Source organism: Desulfobaculum sp., from assembly GCF_054921475.1.
Genome location: NZ_JBUDSW010000052.1, coordinates 1 through 16,512, shown reverse-complemented (window position 1 = coordinate 16,512; position 16,512 = coordinate 1). Strand labels below are relative to the sequence as shown.

Below are 16,512 nucleotides of genomic sequence, written 5' to 3'. Positions count from 1 at the left end.
GCGACCACCTTGCGGCCTTTGTGGAAGCCTACACCGCCGTGCGAAACGGCATTACCTCCGACCAATTGCAGGAGGCCGTGTGGCGCATCAAGCGGCAGTATGCCTCGGTGAGCCTTGGCGATGGCCTGCATATCGGCGCACTGCTCGCGGACTTTGACTAGCTGTTGGAAGTCCCCGCACGCGGTGTGTGCGGGTGGGAAGGAGGCGCCCCGCGCGAGTTTGGCGGGGCGGGGCAGATCGCCTGCGCGGCTGGACGCATTCCCCAAAAGAAACGCCCCGGCGTCGGACGAACCGATGCCGGGGCGTTTGTCTGTGCGAAAAGGGGACGCCGGACTAATAGCCCATGGTGTAGCGGGCGCGGATGTCCTCGATACTGCCGTCCTGAATCATGGAAATGATGGCGGGGCCGAGGGTGCGGGCGGCCTTTTGGTGCTTGGATTTCTTGGACACGGCAAAGTAGACCGGGTCATAGCCCTTGTAGCGGATGCCTGTGCGGGCGACGCGCCGGGCTTCGTCCTGATGTGTGGCCAGCCAGTAACCGCCTTCGGCCTCGGTGGTGGCTACGGCGTGGACCTGTCTGTGCAGCAGGCGCGAGAAGGCGGTGTCCAGCGAGTTGTAGCGCTTTTTGGCAATGCTTCGGTCCGTGGCGAATGGCTCGAAGGTTTTTTTGCCGCGCTGTACGGCCACATAGTGCCAGCGCAGTTTTTCATACCTCGGATACTGGTCGGCGGTCTTTTTGAGGGCGTAGACCACGTGGTTGCGTCCGGTGAGGTAGGGCGGCGTAATGAGGTCGGCAAAGCGGTCAACGCCGCTTTCCTGCTGGATTTCCAACATCAGGTCCGCCGCGCCCTTGGCGAGCAGGCTGTAGCACTTTTTGCGGGTGGTGTGGGTAAAACTGAGGTCAACGCCCGCGCGGGATGCGGCCTCGCGCAGGATGTCCACGGCGATGCCCGTGGGCGCGCCGTTTTGTTTCATGCTCCATGGCGCGTCGTCGCTGTAGGCAACGGTGAGGGCGGCCGCATGGGCAGCGCCCGCGCCAAAGGCGAGAAGCAAAACCAGCAGCAGGGCAGGGGCAATGCGCCGGATGGTGTGGGGAAGGTGCGTGTGAATGTGGAGCATAGTCTCGGTGGTTGTGCGCCGGATGGTCCGGCTCTGTCGTTGCGTTATGGCGAAAGGCGCGGGGCGCGCCGCAGGGGGACATGCTCAAAAGCAATCGGGCGGGGAAGAGCCCCGTCCGAAGGGCGCTGCGGAAGAATTGGCAGTGATGCCGAAGCGTTTTGCGCTGCCCCTTGCGGGGGCTGACTGTGCAGTATCTCGGCGTGAAAGACAAGCTGTCTCACGGGGGGGCGGGTGGGAATTGTGGGAGCTGGGCGCTTCCAACCGTTGGGGATGCTGTGTAAAATGCCCCCCAACACTTTGCGAAGGAGACGCCAATGACGGAACTCTCACAGGTTTGGTCCAGCGTGTGCCGCGTGCGCGAGCGCGGGCCGCTGGTGCATAATATTACGAATTTTGTGGTGATGAATACCACGGCCAACGCCCTGCTGGCGGTTGGCGCGTCCCCCATCATGGCCCATGCGCCGGAAGAGATGGCGGACCTTGTGGGCATTGTGGACGCGCTGGTGCTGAACATCGGCACCCTGTCGCGTCCGTGGCTGGACAGCATGCAGTGCGCCGGCGAGCAGGCGCTCTCGCGCGGGATTCCCGTGGTGCTGGACCCTGTGGGCGCTGGGGCCTCGCGCCTGCGAACGCAGGCCGCGCGGGAGTTGACCGAACAGGTGCGCCCGGCGGTTTTGCGGGGCAATGCTTCGGAGATTTTGGTTCTGGCGGACGCGCTTGGCGTGCATCCTGCCGGAGCGGAAGAGGGCGCGACCAAGGGCGTGGACAGCACGCAGGAGACCTTGGCGGCGGCCCCTGTGGCCATGGCGCTGGCGCGTCAAACCGGCGCAGTCGTCTGCGTGAGCGGGGAAAAGGACGTCATCACCGATGGCGAGGCCCAGTGCATTGTCCACGGCGGGCATGCACTGATGCCGCGCGTAACGGGCCTTGGGTGCACGGCCACCAGCCTTGTGGGCGCGTATGCGGCCCTTGGCGGAACGCCCCTTGAGGCGGCGGTGGACGCCATGGCGGTGATGAGCACGGCAGGCAGTATGGCCGCCCAGCGCGCCGAAGGCCCGGGCACTATGCAGGTGCACTTTTTGGACGCGCTCTACACCCTCACCGAGGCGGACCTCAGCGCCCATGTGCGGCTGGAGTGGGCATGAGCGCGCGGCATAGCTTTGACCTTGGTGTATACCTCGTGACGGATACGGTGCTGTGCGGCGAGCGCGGCGTGGAGCGCACGGTGCGCGAGGCCGTGGCGGGCGGGGCGACCCTTGTTCAACTGCGCGAGAAGCACCTTGGCACCCGCGACTTTGTGGACCGCGCCCGCGCGCTGATGGCCGCCATTGACGGTACGGATGTGCGCTTGCTCATCAACGACCGTGTGGATGTGGCCCTTGCCTGCGGCGCGCATGGCGTGCACGTGGGGCAAAGCGATATGCGCGTGGAGGACGTCCGCCGCCTTGTGGGCCCGCGCGCCATCATCGGCCTGTCCGTGGAGACCCTGGACGACGTGCGCGCGGCCGAGGCGCTGGACGTGGACTATTACGGCGTCAGCCCCGTGTTTGCCACCCCCACCAAAACCGACACCGCCGCGCCGTGGGGCCTTGAAGGGCTGCGCGGGCTGAAGGCGCAGACGCAGCGGCCCCTCGTTGGCATTGGGGGGATAGATGCCGCCAACGCGGCGGATGTGGTGACAAGCGGCGCGGATGGCGTGGCCGTGGTCTCCGCCATATGCGCCGCGCCTTCACCGCGCGGGGCGGCGGCAGAGCTTGCAGTGACCGTAGCGCAGGCCAAAGCGTCCCGCAGAGGCTAAGGCGTGGACGGCTGGCGAATGCTCCGGGTTGGCAATGCCGCCCCAGAGGAGCATGCAGGGCCTGTTTGCCGCGCCCGGAGGAGGAGAAAATGAGGTTGACAGTCCCGCGATGACGCGCAATATCCCTTCCAAAACGTGAATCTATATCATACCATAGAAGTATGCGCCCTCGCCTTGGCGGGGGCGTTATCCTTTGCGGATGCACGCCGTGAATGGATGTGCATAAGGAGATAATCGTGCGCACACAGGTTCTTATCATCGGCGGCGGCGCCACAGGCACCGGCATAGCGAGAGACCTCGCCCTGCGCGGCGTCCACTGCGTGCTGGCCGAGGCGCGGGACATTAACGCCGGGGCCTCCGGCGGCAACCACGGCCTGCTGCACTCCGGCGGCCGCTACGCCTTCACCGACCCCGAGGCCGCCGCGGAATGCCGCGAGGAAGGCAACATCCTCAAACGGCTGGCCCCCCATTGCATTGAAGAGACGGGCGGCATCTTTGCTGCTGTGGAAGGCGACGACGAAGCCTACGCCGCGGATTTCGGCTCCTACTGCCAGAAGGCCGGCCTTTCGGCCACGGCCCTTGACCCCAAGGACGCCCGCGAAATGGAACCCGTCCTGTCGGAAAAGGTCATTGCCGCATGGCAGGTGGAAGACGCCACCATCGACCCCTTCCGCCTGTCGCTGGACAATATGGCCCACGCTGTCAGCCTTGGTTCGCATTTTTTGCGCCGCACCAAGGTGACGGGCTTTGAGCGCGAGGGCGGGCGCATCACCGCCGCCAACCTTGTGGAAACCCGCACCGGACGCGAACTTCGCGTGGAGGCCGACGTTATCGTCAACGCCGCCGGCGCGTGGTCCGGCGAAGTGGCGGCCATGGCTGGCGGACACATCGAAATGCTGTACGCGCAGGGCACACTGCTCATCACGCACTCGCGCATGTCGCAGCGCGTGCTGAACCGACTGCGCAAGCCCGGCGACGGCGACATTCTCGTTCCCGGCGGCACGGTGTCCATTCTTGGCACCACCTCGGTGCGTGTGGAGAAGCTGGACGACATCCGGCCCACCATCGACGAAGTGGACCGGAACATCGATGAAATGCTTCCCCTTATTCCCTCCCTTGAGACCACCCGCTACGTGCGCGCCTACGCCGGCGTGCGCCCCCTCGTCAAAAGCGGCGGTAGCGGCAGTGACCGTACGGTCAGCCGTGGCTACACCCTGCTGGGGCACGAGGACGAAGGGCTGGACAACTTTATCACCATCACCAGCGGCAAGCTGACTACCTATCGCCTGATGGCCGAGCGCACCGCCGACCTCGTGTGCCAGCGCCTTGGCGTGAACGAGCCGTGCCGGACGCGTACGGAGCCGCTGCCGCAGGCCTCTGCCGCCCGCTGGACCGAGCCGGGCGTGGCGCCGAAGATTTGGCTCAAGGGTCACGAGCGCGACGACCACCTGCTGTGCGAATGCGAGATGGTGCCGAAGTCCGCCGTTGATGAAATCATTGACTCCCTGAACACCGAAAACGGTGTGACGCCGGGACTGAAGGCCGTTGGCCGCCGCAGCCGTGTGGGCAAGGGCAGCTGTCAGGGCGCCATGTGCGGCTTGCGCCTGACCGGCCACATGTACGACCGCGGCATCTACTCCGGACCGGACGACCTTGACGGACTGCGCGAGTTCATTGGCGAGCGCTGGCGCGGCAAGCGCTCCATCCTGTGGGGCCCGCAGCTGGCTCAGGCCGAATTGCAGGAGGCTATCCACTGCGGCCTGTTCGATCTGGAACTTCGCACCGAGAAAGGCTCAGGGGAGGAGTAATGCCTGAAGAAAATATTTTGCATTGTGACGTGATGGTCATCGGCCGCGGCATTGCCGGTATGGCCGCCGCCGTCTTTGCCAAACAGCGCGGCCTTCGGGTGGCGCAGGCTGGCGTAACCGGCGAAAGCGTCTACACCAGCGGCGTGATGGACGTTATGGCCGTGCACCCCGTGAGCGAAGGCAAGCTGTGGGACGATCCTTTCGCGGCCATGCGCGCCGTGAGCGAGGACGACCCGCGCCATCCCTATTCCCGCCTCAGCGAGGATGAGGTCCGCGCCGCGTTTGGCGAGTTCCTCGGCTTCTTTGACGAGCAGGGCTTTGCCTACCGCATGGCGGAGTCCGGCAACAGCGACGTGCTCACCGCCATGGGCACCCTCAAGCGCAGCTGGGCCATCCCCGAGACCATGTGGGCCGGCGCCGAAGTGCGCCGCGACAAAAAGCCCTGTCTGTTCATCGGCTTCCGTGGCCTCAAGGGCTTTAGCCCGGACCTGCTCGCGTCCGTGCAGGGCGAAAACTGGCCCGGCCTGCGCGGCGCGGTGGTGGAATTCCCCGGCAGCGCAGAAAAGGGCGAGATTTTCCCCCAGCAGATGGCGCAGGCGTTGGAATTCTCCCGCAACCGCGAGGAACTGGCCGAGGCCATCCGCCCGCATCTTGGCGACGCGCAGGCCGTGGGCATGCCCGCCATCCTTGGCATCTACCATCCCCATGAGGTGATGGCCGATTTGTCCGAGCGTCTTGGCGTGCCGGTGTTCGAGATTCCGTCCCTGCCGCCCAGCGTGCCGGGGCTGCGCCTGAAGGAAGCCTTTGACAGCCGCATCGTTGACGACGGCGTGTCCCTATTCCGCCAGAAGAAAGTCCTCTCCGTGCGCCACGACGCGGACGCCGACGAATTCGTCATGGAAGTGGGCTTCAATGAGCCGGAGTACACGGTGCACGCGCGCTGTGTGGTCCTTGGCACCGGTCGCTTCCTCGGTGGCGGCCTGTTTGCTGAGCGCCGCAACATCACGGAATCGGTGTTTGGCTTGCCCGTCACCCAGCCGGAAGACCGCCACGCATGGCATGACAAGGACTTCCTGCGCCCCGGCGGCCACGCAGTGAACCGCTGCGGCGTGGAAACCGACGAATGCTTCCGCCCCCTCGGCGAGGACGGCGCGGCGGCCTACGCTAACCTCTACGCCTGCGGCGCCATCCTTGCGCATCAGGACTGGATGCGCGAGAAGTGCGGCTGCGGCCTTGCCATCTCCTCCGCCTACAAGGCGGTGACGGCCATTGCCGACACCTTCGGCGCGGGCAAATAGTCCGAACAGACGACGCAAAGAAAAACGAAAGCCCCGGTTTATGCCGGGGCTTTTTTGTTGGGGAAAACGGGGACGTGCGCGCTAGAGGGCGGTAAGTTCCATGTCGCCCCAGACGGTGATGGAGCCGCCGCACTGGGCGAAGACGCCGTCTACGCCGTGCTTGCGCAGGGACTGGGCAATGTCGGTGACGCGTTTAAGGTCGCGCTTGTCCCGGAGGATGTTGCACAGGGCTGTGGCGGCGGCGTCGGCAAGGCTGGCGTTTGCGGAGCGTACGACGACGAGGTCGCCACTGCCGAGGCTGAGGGAGTGCCCGATGGTGGCGGAGGAGGCGCACAGGGACAGCGGAAAGTCGTCCGCGCCAAGGGCGAGGCCAATGCTGGCTTCCCCGCTGGGGTCGGAAAGAATGGCGCAGGTGCGCGGGCGCGATGAGCGCATGTACAGGTCGCCGCCGTTCTCCACAAGAATATCGCGACTCAGCGGCGCAAGGCGTTCGGCCACCATTTGCGAAACGGTTCCGGCGACGGCGGCCATGGGGCCTACGCCGCACAGGCTGGCCGCGTGGGCCATGCGCTGGATGATGTCCGGCGCGGTCTCCGGCACGGGGACGGGCGTGAGGCTGGCGGCAAATTCCGGCTGGAGGGTCATCCACGCCTTGAGCTGGCCGCGCAGGTCGTGCACGGCGTCGAGGGCCTGCGGAGCAAGGTCCTGCCCCGCAACGAGAAACAGGTCCGTCTCTTCGACAACGACCTGAAACGCGGCTTCGCCGTCGCGGGCGCGGACGCCGCTGCGGTAGGCGCGGTGGGTGCTGGTATGTCTCGGGCTGGTCATGGGGCGCTAAAAGACCACGACCACGCGGCACTGGTCAAGAACGTTGCCGCCCTCGGCGCTGGCAAGGGAGCGCAAGAGGGCCGCATCCTGCGTGGAAAGTTCGATGTCTGAGCCGTGCCCGGTGCCGCGCAGGGTCAGGGGCGAGGCCCCGGCGCGGGCGGAGTGCTGGGCCGTGGCAATGTCGCGGTAATAGCGCACGTAGCCGGAATTGACGGCTGTGGTGAAGTCCGTACCCGGTCCCGGGTAGACGACGTTGCCGCCGGAGGTGAGGCGCGGCTTGAGGGAGGGCAAAAAGTCCGTTCCCCGCGCGTCGATGACGATGCCTGTGGCCTGTACGGATCGGGCGATGGATTCGGGCGAGGGCAGGGGAATGGCTCCGGCGCTCGGCGCTGGGGTGCTGGCCGCAAGGCGCGGCGCTGGCGGCGTGGACGGCGCGTTTGGCGTGGCCGGACCTGCCGCCTGCGAGGGCGCGCGTGGGGCCTTGGGACCGCTGCGGGGGGAGGCTTGCGATGGAGCGGTGGCTTGTTGCTCAAGAGCGCGCAGGCGCTGGGCCATGTCCTCAAGGCGGTGCATGACGCGGTCCTTGCCTGTGGTGCCGTTCGCCGGGGCTGTGGCGGCCTTCTTGGGGACCTGTTGCAGTTGGGACAGAATATCTTGCATGGCGAGGAGTTGATCTTCCAGCGAGCTGAAACGGCGCTCAAGGCGGGCCTCGTCCGGCAGGTTGGTGCTGGGGCGGGCGCTGTCCGGCGCTGCGGCGTGGGCGCCCGGTGCGGCGCTGAGCAGGTCACGGGCGAGGGCGCCGGTGAGGGGCAGGCTGACGGTGACCCGCATACTGCCGTTTGGCCGCTCATTTTCCCGGTCCACCACCGCGCCGCGCAGCAGGCCGGAGATGGTGCTTTTGACGGTGTCGCTGGAGACGATGAGGTTGTCCACCACGGTGCTGGAATCGATACGCACGTTTTTGATGACTTCCAGCAGGTTGCGGCGCGCGTCCAGCACGGCGGCGCGGCGCGCTGCGGCCCGGGCGTGGGACGGGTCCGTTGCCGTATGCGGCGGAATGCCCGTTCCCGTGGCCACCACGCGTTGCCGGTTCCAGTCGATATAGCCCATGGTGCCGATGAGTTCCTGCGTTGTGGGGTCCGCAAAGGCCGGGGCGGACAGCGCGGCCAGCAGGAGCGTGGCCAACACAATGGCGCAGGGGCGCGGGATGGGGGCGTATCGCATGGCGGCGTCCTTATGGTGCTGGTGGCAATGGGGTGTGTTTTTGTTCAAAAGGTTATCCTTGTGTTCGCCAAGAGGGGCACCAGCGGATCGTGAGTCTTGCCCCGTGCGGGGCGCCGTGCGCTTTTGCCCGTCGTGTCGCGTGGGGGCGGTTATGGCGCGGGGCAGTCCGATGGGCGGGCGTCCAGCGCGGGGTGGATGATGACGCGGCCAAGGATGGTACCGCCATCCGGCCCCGCCGCAAAATGGTTGCCTGTCAGGTCCACGGCCACGGGGGTAAAGCTTTGTACGTCAAAGGGGGTGTTGGCGGAAAAACTGGTGCGGACAATGCGCGGGGCGCAGCCTGCGCCTTCCATGACCAGCCCGCCCATGCCGCCGTTGCCGTGGATAAGGGTGCAGGTGATGCTGGGCCGCGCGCCTGCGCCAAGGTGGACGCCCGCCTGTGAGGAATCCTCAATGCGCAGTCCCGTGACCTCCGGCGCGCAGTTGCGCACCGTCAGGCCTGTGGCCGCGCCGCTGATGGTGACATGGCTCAGGCTGGAGCGCTGCGCGCCATCAAGGACCACACCGGGCCATGTGCCGGGGCGCGCTGTGGCGGCATTTGGGCCGAGGCGCACGGGGGATTCTGGCGCGCCGTGGCAGACCAGCGAGCCGCCGCGGACGGTCAGCCCGCAGTCCGGGGCAAAGCGCAGGGCCGCGCCGGGACCGATATGCAGTTCACCGCCGGGGATGACCTCCAGCGGCGCACTGACGGTGTAGGGGCCGCGCTCTGCGGGCAGAAACAGCATGCCGTCAATCGTGCCGCCAAGGGTGCTGGATGAGGCGGCGGCGTCCACAATGTCCTCACGCGGGGCGGGAACAGCCTTTTCCGCGGGGCTGAATCCGCTGGTGTTGCCCGCGTGGTCGCGGGTTCGCACGCGCAGGAAGACGGGCAGAAAATCCGTGAGCCCGCGCAAGGTGGCCGCCGTGTCCTGCACCGTGGCGCGTTTGGTGAAGCCGGACTGTCCGGCATGGCTGACCCAAATTTCATAGGCGGCTATATCCGGCGCGTCCGGGGCGGTCCACGCAAGGCGCACGCCCTGCGGCATGGAGGCGGCCGTCAGGCGCTGGGGCGCGGGCGGGGGCATGGTGTCGATGGTGATGGGCGCTGGAGCCACGGCCTCGGCGCGTGCTCCGGTATCCGCCAGCAGAAAACCGCGTGGCCGCAGGCGTGTGGTCTGCGTCTGCGGGGTGGGCACCCATGTGCCTTCGTAGATTTCCAACTGGTCGATGCGGGCGAGGGTGTCCGCCAGCACCTCCGGCGCGGGCGTGAGCCCTGCCGCGGCGTAGCGGTCGCGCACGGTGGCGAGGAGTTGTCCGCGCAGGTCGGCCTTCACGGCTTGCGGCACCGGCGCCATGGCAATGGCCGGGCCGTCAGGCGTCATGCGGGCGTAGGCGCTGCATCCGGGCGCGCCCGCCATGCGCAGGGGCACGATGTCGCCCTCGCGAAAGGCGCGGCGGTTTCCCGCAATGGCAAAGAGGTCAATGCGCGGCGGCGCGGCGTCTACGGCAAGGCGCTGGGTGGGCGTGGCGATGGTGGCGGCCATCTCGCGGAACAGCTCGTCGGTTTCGCGCAGCAGTTGCACATCGCGCAGGTTCCACAGGGATGAAAAAGCCCCCATGGCAAGCCCAATGGGCGAGATGGACACCCCGCCCCCGTATTCGCGGCTGACGTGCTCCGCCCGCCACAGCAGTGCGCCGTCGGATAGGCGCACCATACGCGCCGTGCACCCGACGGACACCTGCGAAACAAGGCCCGCGTAGGCGCGGTCAAAATGCGTGACCGTACCGAGGATGACGGCGTCGACGCCGAGGGCGTTTTTGAGGCGGGCGGGATTGTCCTCAAGGGCCCGGTGCACGGCCTCCGCCGTATGCAGGCCCGCGCGGGTGAGGGCGGCGTCCGTGTCGAGGAGCTCCATATCCTTGTAGGGCAGGGCCGCAAAGTGGCGGTACATGCCGCGCCGCACAATGGCGCGCGGGTCCTCCTGCGTGGGCAGGGTCCGCCATGCGTCGTCCGCACCCGTGAAAGGCAGCACGGCTACGGTGCGCGGCGGGGCGGTCAGGAGCGCGTCTGTGTTTTCGTATTCGCCGTTGAACACGGTGTAGGGCGCTTCGGAGACAGGACCGGATGCCTGCGGGGCGCGGCGCTGGCCGCCACACGCCGCAAGGGCGCAGACCATGGCGAGAACAAGGCAGAAAAGCGTGATGCGCTGACGGAACATGGGGTGGCGACTCCGGTGTCCTTGGTGGTTGGCATCGGGGGTGATGCCCTGCGGGGCATGATGCAAAAGCCGTCCCTGATCGCAGGAAAGTATGCCACGTCAGGCCCGTAGGGTGCAACGCATACTGCGCGCGATGCGGCGCGCGGCGCTGCACCCCGTCCTGCGCGGGAAAATTGACGGCTGGCGGCGCATGGGCGGCGCTAAAGAAAAACGCCGCGCCCAAGTGCTGGGCGCGGCGGAAAGCATCAGGCGAGCAGTTCGTCCACAAGGTCCAGATAGGGCGGCAAGCCCGCCTTGACCTCCTTCGGCCAGACAAAGGCGTCCGGGCGCGGGCTGTCCGCGGCGGTTTGCAGCATGGCGGCAAGGCCCTCATGGTCGGCGGAGTCCTCCAGAATGCGGTCCTCGGTGAGGAAGAAGCTGGACCCGTTGTCGCGGGTGGAGATAACGCGCGCGCCGCTGGCAAGGGCCTCCAGCACGGCGTTGGAGCATGTGTCGTAAAAGGACGGTAGGCAAAAGATGTCGCTGGCGCGGTACAGGCCGGGCATGTCCTCCACGCGGCCCAAAAAATGGATGCGCTCCGCTACGCCAAGGGACTCGGCCAGCGCGCCAAAGCGCCCCGGATTGCGCCCGCCCGCCACAAACAGCTTAAAGTGCGGCGGCAGCATGGACAGCGCCCGCGTCAGGGTGCCAAGGCCCTTGAGGGCGAAATTTGTTCCTGCAAAGGAGATGGCGACATCCTGCGGGGCAAGGCCATACTCCTCACGCAGGGTGGCGCGTTCATCTTCCGTGGGGGCGCTGAAGCGCGAGAGGTCGGGCTTGTTGTAGATGATGCGCAGGTCGCGCTGGCTGAGCCCGGGGTGCGCCTCAAGAAGCCAGTCGCGCACGCGGTGGGACACCGTGACGCACACGCGCTGGTTCTGCAGGGCTGTGGATTCCAGCTGGCGGATGAGGGCGTTGGCCGGGGCAAGGCGGCGGCGCGCCATCTTCCACGTGCGGGGGAATCCGGCCTCCCATGCGCGCTGGGACAGCCGCCAAAACACGGACAGCGGCCCGCCGCTCATACGCAGGACATCCTGCGCGATGGTTTTGCCCATGGAGAAGGACAGGTCATAGCCGCGCCGGGTTCTGGCGCGCTCCGCCGCGTAGGCGTACCATGCAATCTTGCAGGCGCGCGTGAGCGGCGGACGCCCGACGATGACGGGGGTCACGCCCTCGGGCGCGGGCACTTCCTGCCGCGCGCAGATAAAGTCCACCGCGTAGCCGCGCTGGGCAAGGGTGGTAGCAAGGCGCAGGGAAAAGCCCTCCGCACCGCCGTAGGACGATAGCTTGGGCAGCATGACGGCAATGCGCGCGTTCATGACTGCTCCCCGTACACGGCAAGGGTCTGCTGGAGAAAATCATTCCCGGACAGCGTGGCGATGCGCGCGTTTTGCGCGGCGCGTAGCTTCAGCAGAAACTCCGGCGTGGTGGCCGTCAGGGTGAGGATGGTGGCCAGCCCCTTCACGTCCGCAGAGGGGAACAGAGCCTCCGGGGTGAGCAGGTCGGGCATGACGCCAACGGGCGTACTGACCAGCGGGATACCGCAGGACATGAACTCCAGCGCGGCGCGGGCGATGGTTTCGGACCATTTGGAGGCGATAACGCCAACATCGCAGGCGCTGATGCAGGCGGCCACGTCCGTGCAGTGTCCGGTGATGACCGTGATGTCGTCCACTCCGGCGTCGGCAATCCACTGGCGGACCTCGGCCTCTGTGGTGGCGGTCTCGAAGCCGATAAGCATCAGGCGCACGGCGCTGACGCCGTTGCCGCGCATGGTGGCCACGGCCTGAATCAGCTCTCGCTGGCCCTTAACCTCGTCAAAGCGGCCCAGCAGGCCCACCACGTGGTGGCTGTCGTCAAAGCCGTAGTGCTTGCGCACGGCGTCGCGCCCGGACTGCGTGAAGGCGAACTTCTCGCGGTCCACACCGCCAAGGATGCAATGCAATCGCGCGGTGTTGATGCCGAAAACATCGCGGAAATGGGAGTACATGACGGAGTTTGTGGCGATGACCGCGTCGGCGCAGGAGCCGTGAAGCCAGCGGTTTGGCGCGTTGTCCTTCGGCAGGCGCTGGTCGCCGCGCGTGCGGATAAGGCGGAAGCCGCCGCCCAGCATTTTCCACAGGCCCCACAGCACAAAGGATTCCCCGCGGTGGCAGTTGACCACGTCCGGCTTGAAGGAGCGGACAAGGCGGCCAAGGCGAGCGATAACGCGCAGGATGGTGTAGGGATTTTTGCTGTTGAGGGGGATGGTTTGCACGTTGAGGCCCCAGGCGAGGGCTTTGTCGTGCGTTTCCGTCCCTTCGAGGGCGACGACGAGCACGTCGTGCCCGGCGTCCTGCAGCAGGCGGCTGAGGAACAGGGCATACCATGAGGTGGCGTTGAACCACCGGACGTTGACCACTTGAATGATGCGCATGTGGCCTAGTACGGATATTGCACAGGAATTGCAAGATGCTGCGTAGCCTCTTTTGCGGCGTCGGCCTTTTGGCGGCGGGCGTAAGAGGGGCGTTACGCGGCGGCAAGGCCTACATGGGGCGGTTTGCCGCATTCTCCCCGGCCGCGCCTGTGCGTTGTGCAGGGCCGGGGAGGGCCGGACAGGCGGTAGGATTTGCCTGTTCCGGGTGCGGAAAAAAAGGGCGCACAGGCGAAAAATGCCCGCGCGCCCAAGAACGCTGTGAAGGAGGGCCGCCACGCATGGCGGCGTTGGCCGGTTAGGCCAAGGTTTCCTTCTTTGTTACGGCTTCGGACTTGATGCGGTCGAGCAGTTCAGACAGAGTGGCCTTGACGTTCTCGCGGAAGTCGCCGGCCACAATGATGAACAGGGCGTCGTCGCCGGGCTTCATCATGCCGGAGTTGCCCTTGGCGATGCAGCGCCAGATGCCGGGCTTTTGCTGGTATTCGGCGCACAGGGCGTCAACTTTGTCCTGATCGGTGGTGATTTCCACACCCGTCACCACAGCCCCGTTCGACACACGGGAGGTGGCACGCACAATGCCGTTGTGGCACAGCACCATGCCGACGTTTTTGGTGAATTCAGGGTCCTTTTTCAGTTCTGCTATAGTCTTGGAAAGGTCCATTTGTACTATCCTGTTGCGTTAGAGGATTTGAAAAGTGGCAATGCACAAGTTTTCGACACTGCTCAAGGACCAACCGTCCATTCATGAATCACGCATGTCCTCCAAGGGCTATGCGGTGTGGATGGTGTGGTCTGGAGAGCTGTCCAGCGCCATACCTTCCACCTTCCGCGACTTTGGCGGAATGGAAGTCTCCACGGCGGAAAACCAGTCGTTGTGGTTCTTCTTTACCACCGACGTTTTCCTTGCCATGGGGCGGCTTCAGGTCTGGGCCACGCTGAACGTTCTGCCTGTGTTCATTCAGGTGATGCCCACCTCGATGCAGGTAGGATTCCAGCTTGAGCAGGCGCTGTCAATTCCTTCGGACCTTTTTGGTCAACAAACGATGCCCCCGGACGATTTTCAGGTGCTGGTGCATCCGGACTTGCGCGCCGTGGTGGAGAGCATCCCCGGCATAACGCTGGAGGATTACGACAGAAATATCACCGGCATGGCCGCCGCCTCGTGGAAGCTCTTGCACGGTGACCCGCGCATTGGGTTCAAGTCGTCCCTTGGGTGGTATTTTATCCTGAAGCCCCTTGGCAATCCACAGGATAAAAAGTTCATGGAGGGCTGGCGCGCCTACTTCGCGGAGGTGGAGGGCATCCTCAAGCGCCTGAAGCTCAAGTATATCATCAAGGACGAGTTCCTCATCTTCTCGCTGGAGAATTTTGGCGCGCTCAAGACCTGGTGCAAGGAGATTCTCAATCTCGTGCAGCAGGTCAAAAGCAATGACGACCTTGCCTATTGGCCCACGGTTATGGCCGCAGTGGATAAGGCCGGGTACCAGTTCAATGAGGAACTGCCCAAAAAGGTGGCGGTGGACTGGGACAAGATGGCCCCGGATTTTCCGCACATGAGCTACGCCACCGCCTTTATGTTGGGCGAGCCGTTCAAGATTAAGGACGTCAGCTACAGCTTTGAGCGCAGCCGGTTTTCGGATTGGTGCTATGTGCACATGCTTACCGACGGCGAGGAGGGCGCAAGTGGTTCCCTCCCCATGGTCATGCCCGTTGGTATGTTGGCGGGCGAGGAGCACCCGTGCTTCTACTGCGGCATGCGCAACCACACCGAGGCCGAGTGCCCCAGCAAGTCGCTGGTGAGCATGGACGCGGAGGTGTGGAAGGTTCTCGCGCACATGGACCTTGACGAAATGAACGAAGCCCTTGCGCAGGCCGGGTCGCAGATTAAGGACGATGCGGTGGCCATGCTGCCGCAGCTGCTCAATGGCAAGGATGCGGCCTCGCATGTGACCAAGGTCATTTACGAGATGCACGCCCCCTCGCAACTGCGCATGGTGCCGCTGATATGGCGTAGCCTCGGCAAGGAACTGCCAAGCGGGCTCAACAAGCTGGCCCCGCCCGAAAGCACCACGCCCATCCGCGCCCTGACCCTGCTGCAGGAGGGGGACGCGGCGCAGGCCGAGCGAATGGCCAAGGAAGGGGCGCTGCGCAATCCGCGCGATTATCAGTATCGGACTCTGCAAGGCTTTCTTGCGCTGGAGCGCGGCGAGATTGAGCGCGCCATCAGCTTTTGGAAGGATGCCGAACTGCTGGGCGAGACCTCCCTCCAGTATGCCTACCACAAGTATTTGCAGGGACGCGGCTATGAGGTGCTGGGCAACTTTGACAAGGCCATGGCCCTGTACAAGGAAGCCGGGGCCATGTGCCCAAGGTGGGTGGAACTGCGCTACAGGCAGAGCGCCTGCTTGGTGAAGATGGGCTTTTCGGAGCACGTTGTGGGCCTGCTGGACGACATGGTGGACGAGAATCCGCACATCTTTAACCGCATCCTTGTGGACCCGGAGATGGAGCGCGGGCACGTGCAGATTATGTCCAGCCTGTGGGACCGCTGGGTCATGGCCGAGGAAGGCGCCAAGGACGCCCTTGAAAAGCTCAGCCAGCTCTCTGAGGAGTTGGACGACTGGTTTGGCAAGGACAAGGACTTCAACAAGGAAATGCAGCACCAGACCTCGGTGCTTATGGAGCTTGACGGCACCAACAACTTTGTCGTGTTCACCCGCATCATCAAGGGCCGCATGCAGTTGGCGCGCAAGCTGAAAAACAAAATCAACGCCGAGATTAAGTTCCTTGAAAAGCAGGGGAAGACATTTCGTGAACGGCTGAAGACCATCAATGACGAAATATCATGGTTCCCGTTCCCCCGCGCCCTGCGTGAGTTCAACAAGGACTTCAACTTTTGCGTGACCAAGCTGAACTGGATTCACCAGCAGCACTTTCAGGTGGCGCGCAACTTCCGCAAGAGCCATGAGTATCTGGACGAGGTGGAGCAGAAGCTGAACCGGCTGGGCATGCGCCTTGTCACCCTGAAAATTGTGCGCGACTCCACACTGTTCGCCCTGATTTTGAGCAAGGGCTTTATGTGGCTGGAAATCATCTGCCTTGGGCTGGCGCTTATTCTGGTGCCTGCGGCGGTGTATGTGGCGGAAGTGCGCGATATGAACTGGCTGCGCGAGCTTATTCAGGGGCAACGCTGGGCCTTGCAGAAAGGGCTGGTGATTATCCTGTCCGTGGTGGCGCTTATTCTCGCCACGTTGCGCACGGCCATTATCTTTGAAAAGCGCAAGAAGGAACTCTTTGAGCGCGCCAAGGGGCAAAGCTGACCCTGTGGCCGAAATGGCCGTAATGGCGCGCCTGCGCCGAAATTCCGGGTGGATTTCGGCATGGTTTCGGCGCGGCATGTGGCGCGCTGGCGTCATGCGAGTTGCGTTATGGGCGCCGTCCTTTGGGGCGGCGCTTTTTTTGCTCCGCAGGGTTAAGGGCCGAGGGCCCTTAACGATCCCATTTATACGCCAGTAATGCGTCCCAGACACGCGGCCTCTCTCCGGCCCTAGCAACGGCGCCACATCCACGCGGGCAACTGGCCACACATGAGGTAAAGCCCATCCATCCCTTTTTCGGGCTGGCTTCCAGCTCGAAAATATCGGGATTCTTAAGGGGCCGCGCCCCTTAAGCAGCGTTGCTATCTTGATCTCTAAGCCCCTTCGTCCTTTCAGGCCGAACGGAC

General features: G+C 64.9%; 12 protein-coding genes and 1 pseudogene. 6 read left to right on the top strand and 7 right to left on the bottom strand.

Annotated features, from left to right (window positions below; translation table 11 throughout):
- Positions 1 to 161: pseudogene (locus ACY69P_RS05165) on the top strand (HD domain-containing protein); the annotation flags it as partial.
- A gap of 172 nt (positions 162 to 333) precedes the next feature.
- On the opposite strand, the gene ACY69P_RS05160 reads toward ACY69P_RS05165, so the two are convergent.
- Positions 334 to 1,119, bottom strand: a complete 786-nt coding sequence (locus tag ACY69P_RS05160) for a substrate-binding periplasmic protein (RefSeq protein ID WP_462326776.1) — start codon at positions 1,117 to 1,119, stop codon at positions 334 to 336.
- A gap of 314 nt (positions 1,120 to 1,433) precedes the next feature.
- Here ACY69P_RS05160 and thiM point away from each other — a divergent pair, with 314 nt between their 5' ends.
- The 4 genes from thiM to glpB all read left to right on the top strand — a co-directional run bounded on the left by thiM (position 1,434) and on the right by glpB (position 6,023).
- Positions 1,434 to 2,264, top strand: coding sequence for a hydroxyethylthiazole kinase (gene thiM, locus ACY69P_RS05155; protein WP_459898774.1), 831 nt, complete (start codon positions 1,434 to 1,436; stop codon positions 2,262 to 2,264).
- Positions 2,261 to 2,917 carry a thiamine phosphate synthase gene (thiE, locus tag ACY69P_RS05150; protein ID WP_462326775.1) on the top strand — a complete coding sequence of 219 codons (657 nt, stop codon included), beginning with the start codon at positions 2,261 to 2,263 and terminating at the stop codon, positions 2,915 to 2,917. The genes thiM and thiE overlap by 4 nt, the downstream gene beginning before the upstream one ends.
- A 236-nt stretch (positions 2,918 to 3,153) precedes the next feature.
- Positions 3,154 to 4,725, top strand: a complete 1,572-nt coding sequence (glpA, locus tag ACY69P_RS05145) for an anaerobic glycerol-3-phosphate dehydrogenase subunit GlpA (RefSeq protein ID WP_462326774.1) — start codon at positions 3,154 to 3,156, stop codon at positions 4,723 to 4,725.
- Positions 4,725 to 6,023, top strand: a complete 1,299-nt coding sequence (gene glpB / locus ACY69P_RS05140; RefSeq protein WP_462326773.1) for a glycerol-3-phosphate dehydrogenase subunit GlpB — start codon at positions 4,725 to 4,727, stop codon at positions 6,021 to 6,023. The genes glpA and glpB overlap by 1 nt, the downstream gene beginning before the upstream one ends.
- An 81-nt stretch (positions 6,024 to 6,104) precedes the next feature.
- Here the strand turns inward: glpB and ACY69P_RS05135 are convergent, their stop codons facing one another.
- The 6 genes from ACY69P_RS05135 to ACY69P_RS05110 form a co-directional block, all read right to left on the bottom strand.
- Positions 6,105 to 6,851, bottom strand: a complete 747-nt coding sequence (locus ACY69P_RS05135) for a UPF0280 family protein (RefSeq protein WP_462326772.1) — start codon at positions 6,849 to 6,851, stop codon at positions 6,105 to 6,107.
- A gap of 6 nt (positions 6,852 to 6,857) precedes the next feature.
- Complete coding sequence (locus ACY69P_RS05130; protein ID WP_462326771.1) at positions 6,858 to 8,075, bottom strand: hypothetical protein; 1,218 nt, start codon at positions 8,073 to 8,075, stop codon at positions 6,858 to 6,860.
- A 149-nt stretch (positions 8,076 to 8,224) separates the two neighbouring features.
- Positions 8,225 to 10,333 carry a right-handed parallel beta-helix repeat-containing protein gene (locus ACY69P_RS05125; protein ID WP_462326770.1) on the bottom strand — a complete coding sequence of 703 codons (2,109 nt, stop codon included), beginning with the start codon at positions 10,331 to 10,333 and terminating at the stop codon, positions 8,225 to 8,227.
- Between the two features lie 245 nt (positions 10,334 to 10,578).
- The gene (locus ACY69P_RS05120) at positions 10,579 to 11,691 is read right to left on the bottom strand and encodes a glycosyltransferase family 4 protein (RefSeq protein ID WP_462326769.1); all 1,113 of its coding nucleotides are present in this window, start codon (positions 11,689 to 11,691) and stop codon (positions 10,579 to 10,581) included.
- Positions 11,688 to 12,788: a glycosyltransferase family 4 protein gene (locus tag ACY69P_RS05115; protein ID WP_462326768.1), complete on the bottom strand. Its 1,101-nt coding sequence runs from the start codon at positions 12,786 to 12,788 to the stop codon at positions 11,688 to 11,690. The genes ACY69P_RS05120 and ACY69P_RS05115 overlap by 4 nt, the downstream gene beginning before the upstream one ends.
- 295 nt (positions 12,789 to 13,083) lie before the next feature.
- Positions 13,084 to 13,449 carry a molybdenum cofactor biosynthesis protein MoaE gene (locus ACY69P_RS05110; protein ID WP_459898791.1) on the bottom strand — a complete coding sequence of 122 codons (366 nt, stop codon included), beginning with the start codon at positions 13,447 to 13,449 and terminating at the stop codon, positions 13,084 to 13,086.
- A gap of 40 nt (positions 13,450 to 13,489) precedes the next feature.
- On the opposite strand from ACY69P_RS05110, the gene ACY69P_RS05105 reads away from it, so the two are divergent.
- The gene (locus ACY69P_RS05105; RefSeq protein WP_462326767.1) at positions 13,490 to 16,108 is read left to right on the top strand and encodes a tetratricopeptide repeat protein; all 2,619 of its coding nucleotides are present in this window, start codon (positions 13,490 to 13,492) and stop codon (positions 16,106 to 16,108) included.
- Positions 16,109 to 16,512 lie beyond the last annotated feature (404 nt).

Coding starts and splice junctions, on each gene's coding strand:
- glpB (WP_462326773.1), top strand. CDS start 4,725: ATGCCTGAAGAAAATATTTTGCATTGTGACGTGATGGTCATCGGCCGC.
- thiE (WP_462326775.1), top strand. CDS start 2,261: ATGAGCGCGCGGCATAGCTTTGACCTTGGTGTATACCTCGTGACGGAT.
- ACY69P_RS05110 (WP_459898791.1), bottom strand. CDS start 13,449: ATGGACCTTTCCAAGACTATAGCAGAACTGAAAAAGGACCCTGAATTC.
- ACY69P_RS05160 (WP_462326776.1), bottom strand. CDS start 1,119: ATGCTCCACATTCACACGCACCTTCCCCACACCATCCGGCGCATTGCC.
- thiM (WP_459898774.1), top strand. CDS start 1,434: ATGACGGAACTCTCACAGGTTTGGTCCAGCGTGTGCCGCGTGCGCGAG.
- ACY69P_RS05120 (WP_462326769.1), bottom strand. CDS start 11,691: ATGAACGCGCGCATTGCCGTCATGCTGCCCAAGCTATCGTCCTACGGC.
- ACY69P_RS05125 (WP_462326770.1), bottom strand. CDS start 10,333: ATGTTCCGTCAGCGCATCACGCTTTTCTGCCTTGTTCTCGCCATGGTC.
- ACY69P_RS05130 (WP_462326771.1), bottom strand. CDS start 8,075: ATGCGATACGCCCCCATCCCGCGCCCCTGCGCCATTGTGTTGGCCACG.
- ACY69P_RS05105 (WP_462326767.1), top strand. CDS start 13,490: ATGCACAAGTTTTCGACACTGCTCAAGGACCAACCGTCCATTCATGAA.
- ACY69P_RS05135 (WP_462326772.1), bottom strand. CDS start 6,851: ATGACCAGCCCGAGACATACCAGCACCCACCGCGCCTACCGCAGCGGC.
- ACY69P_RS05115 (WP_462326768.1), bottom strand. CDS start 12,788: ATGCGCATCATTCAAGTGGTCAACGTCCGGTGGTTCAACGCCACCTCA.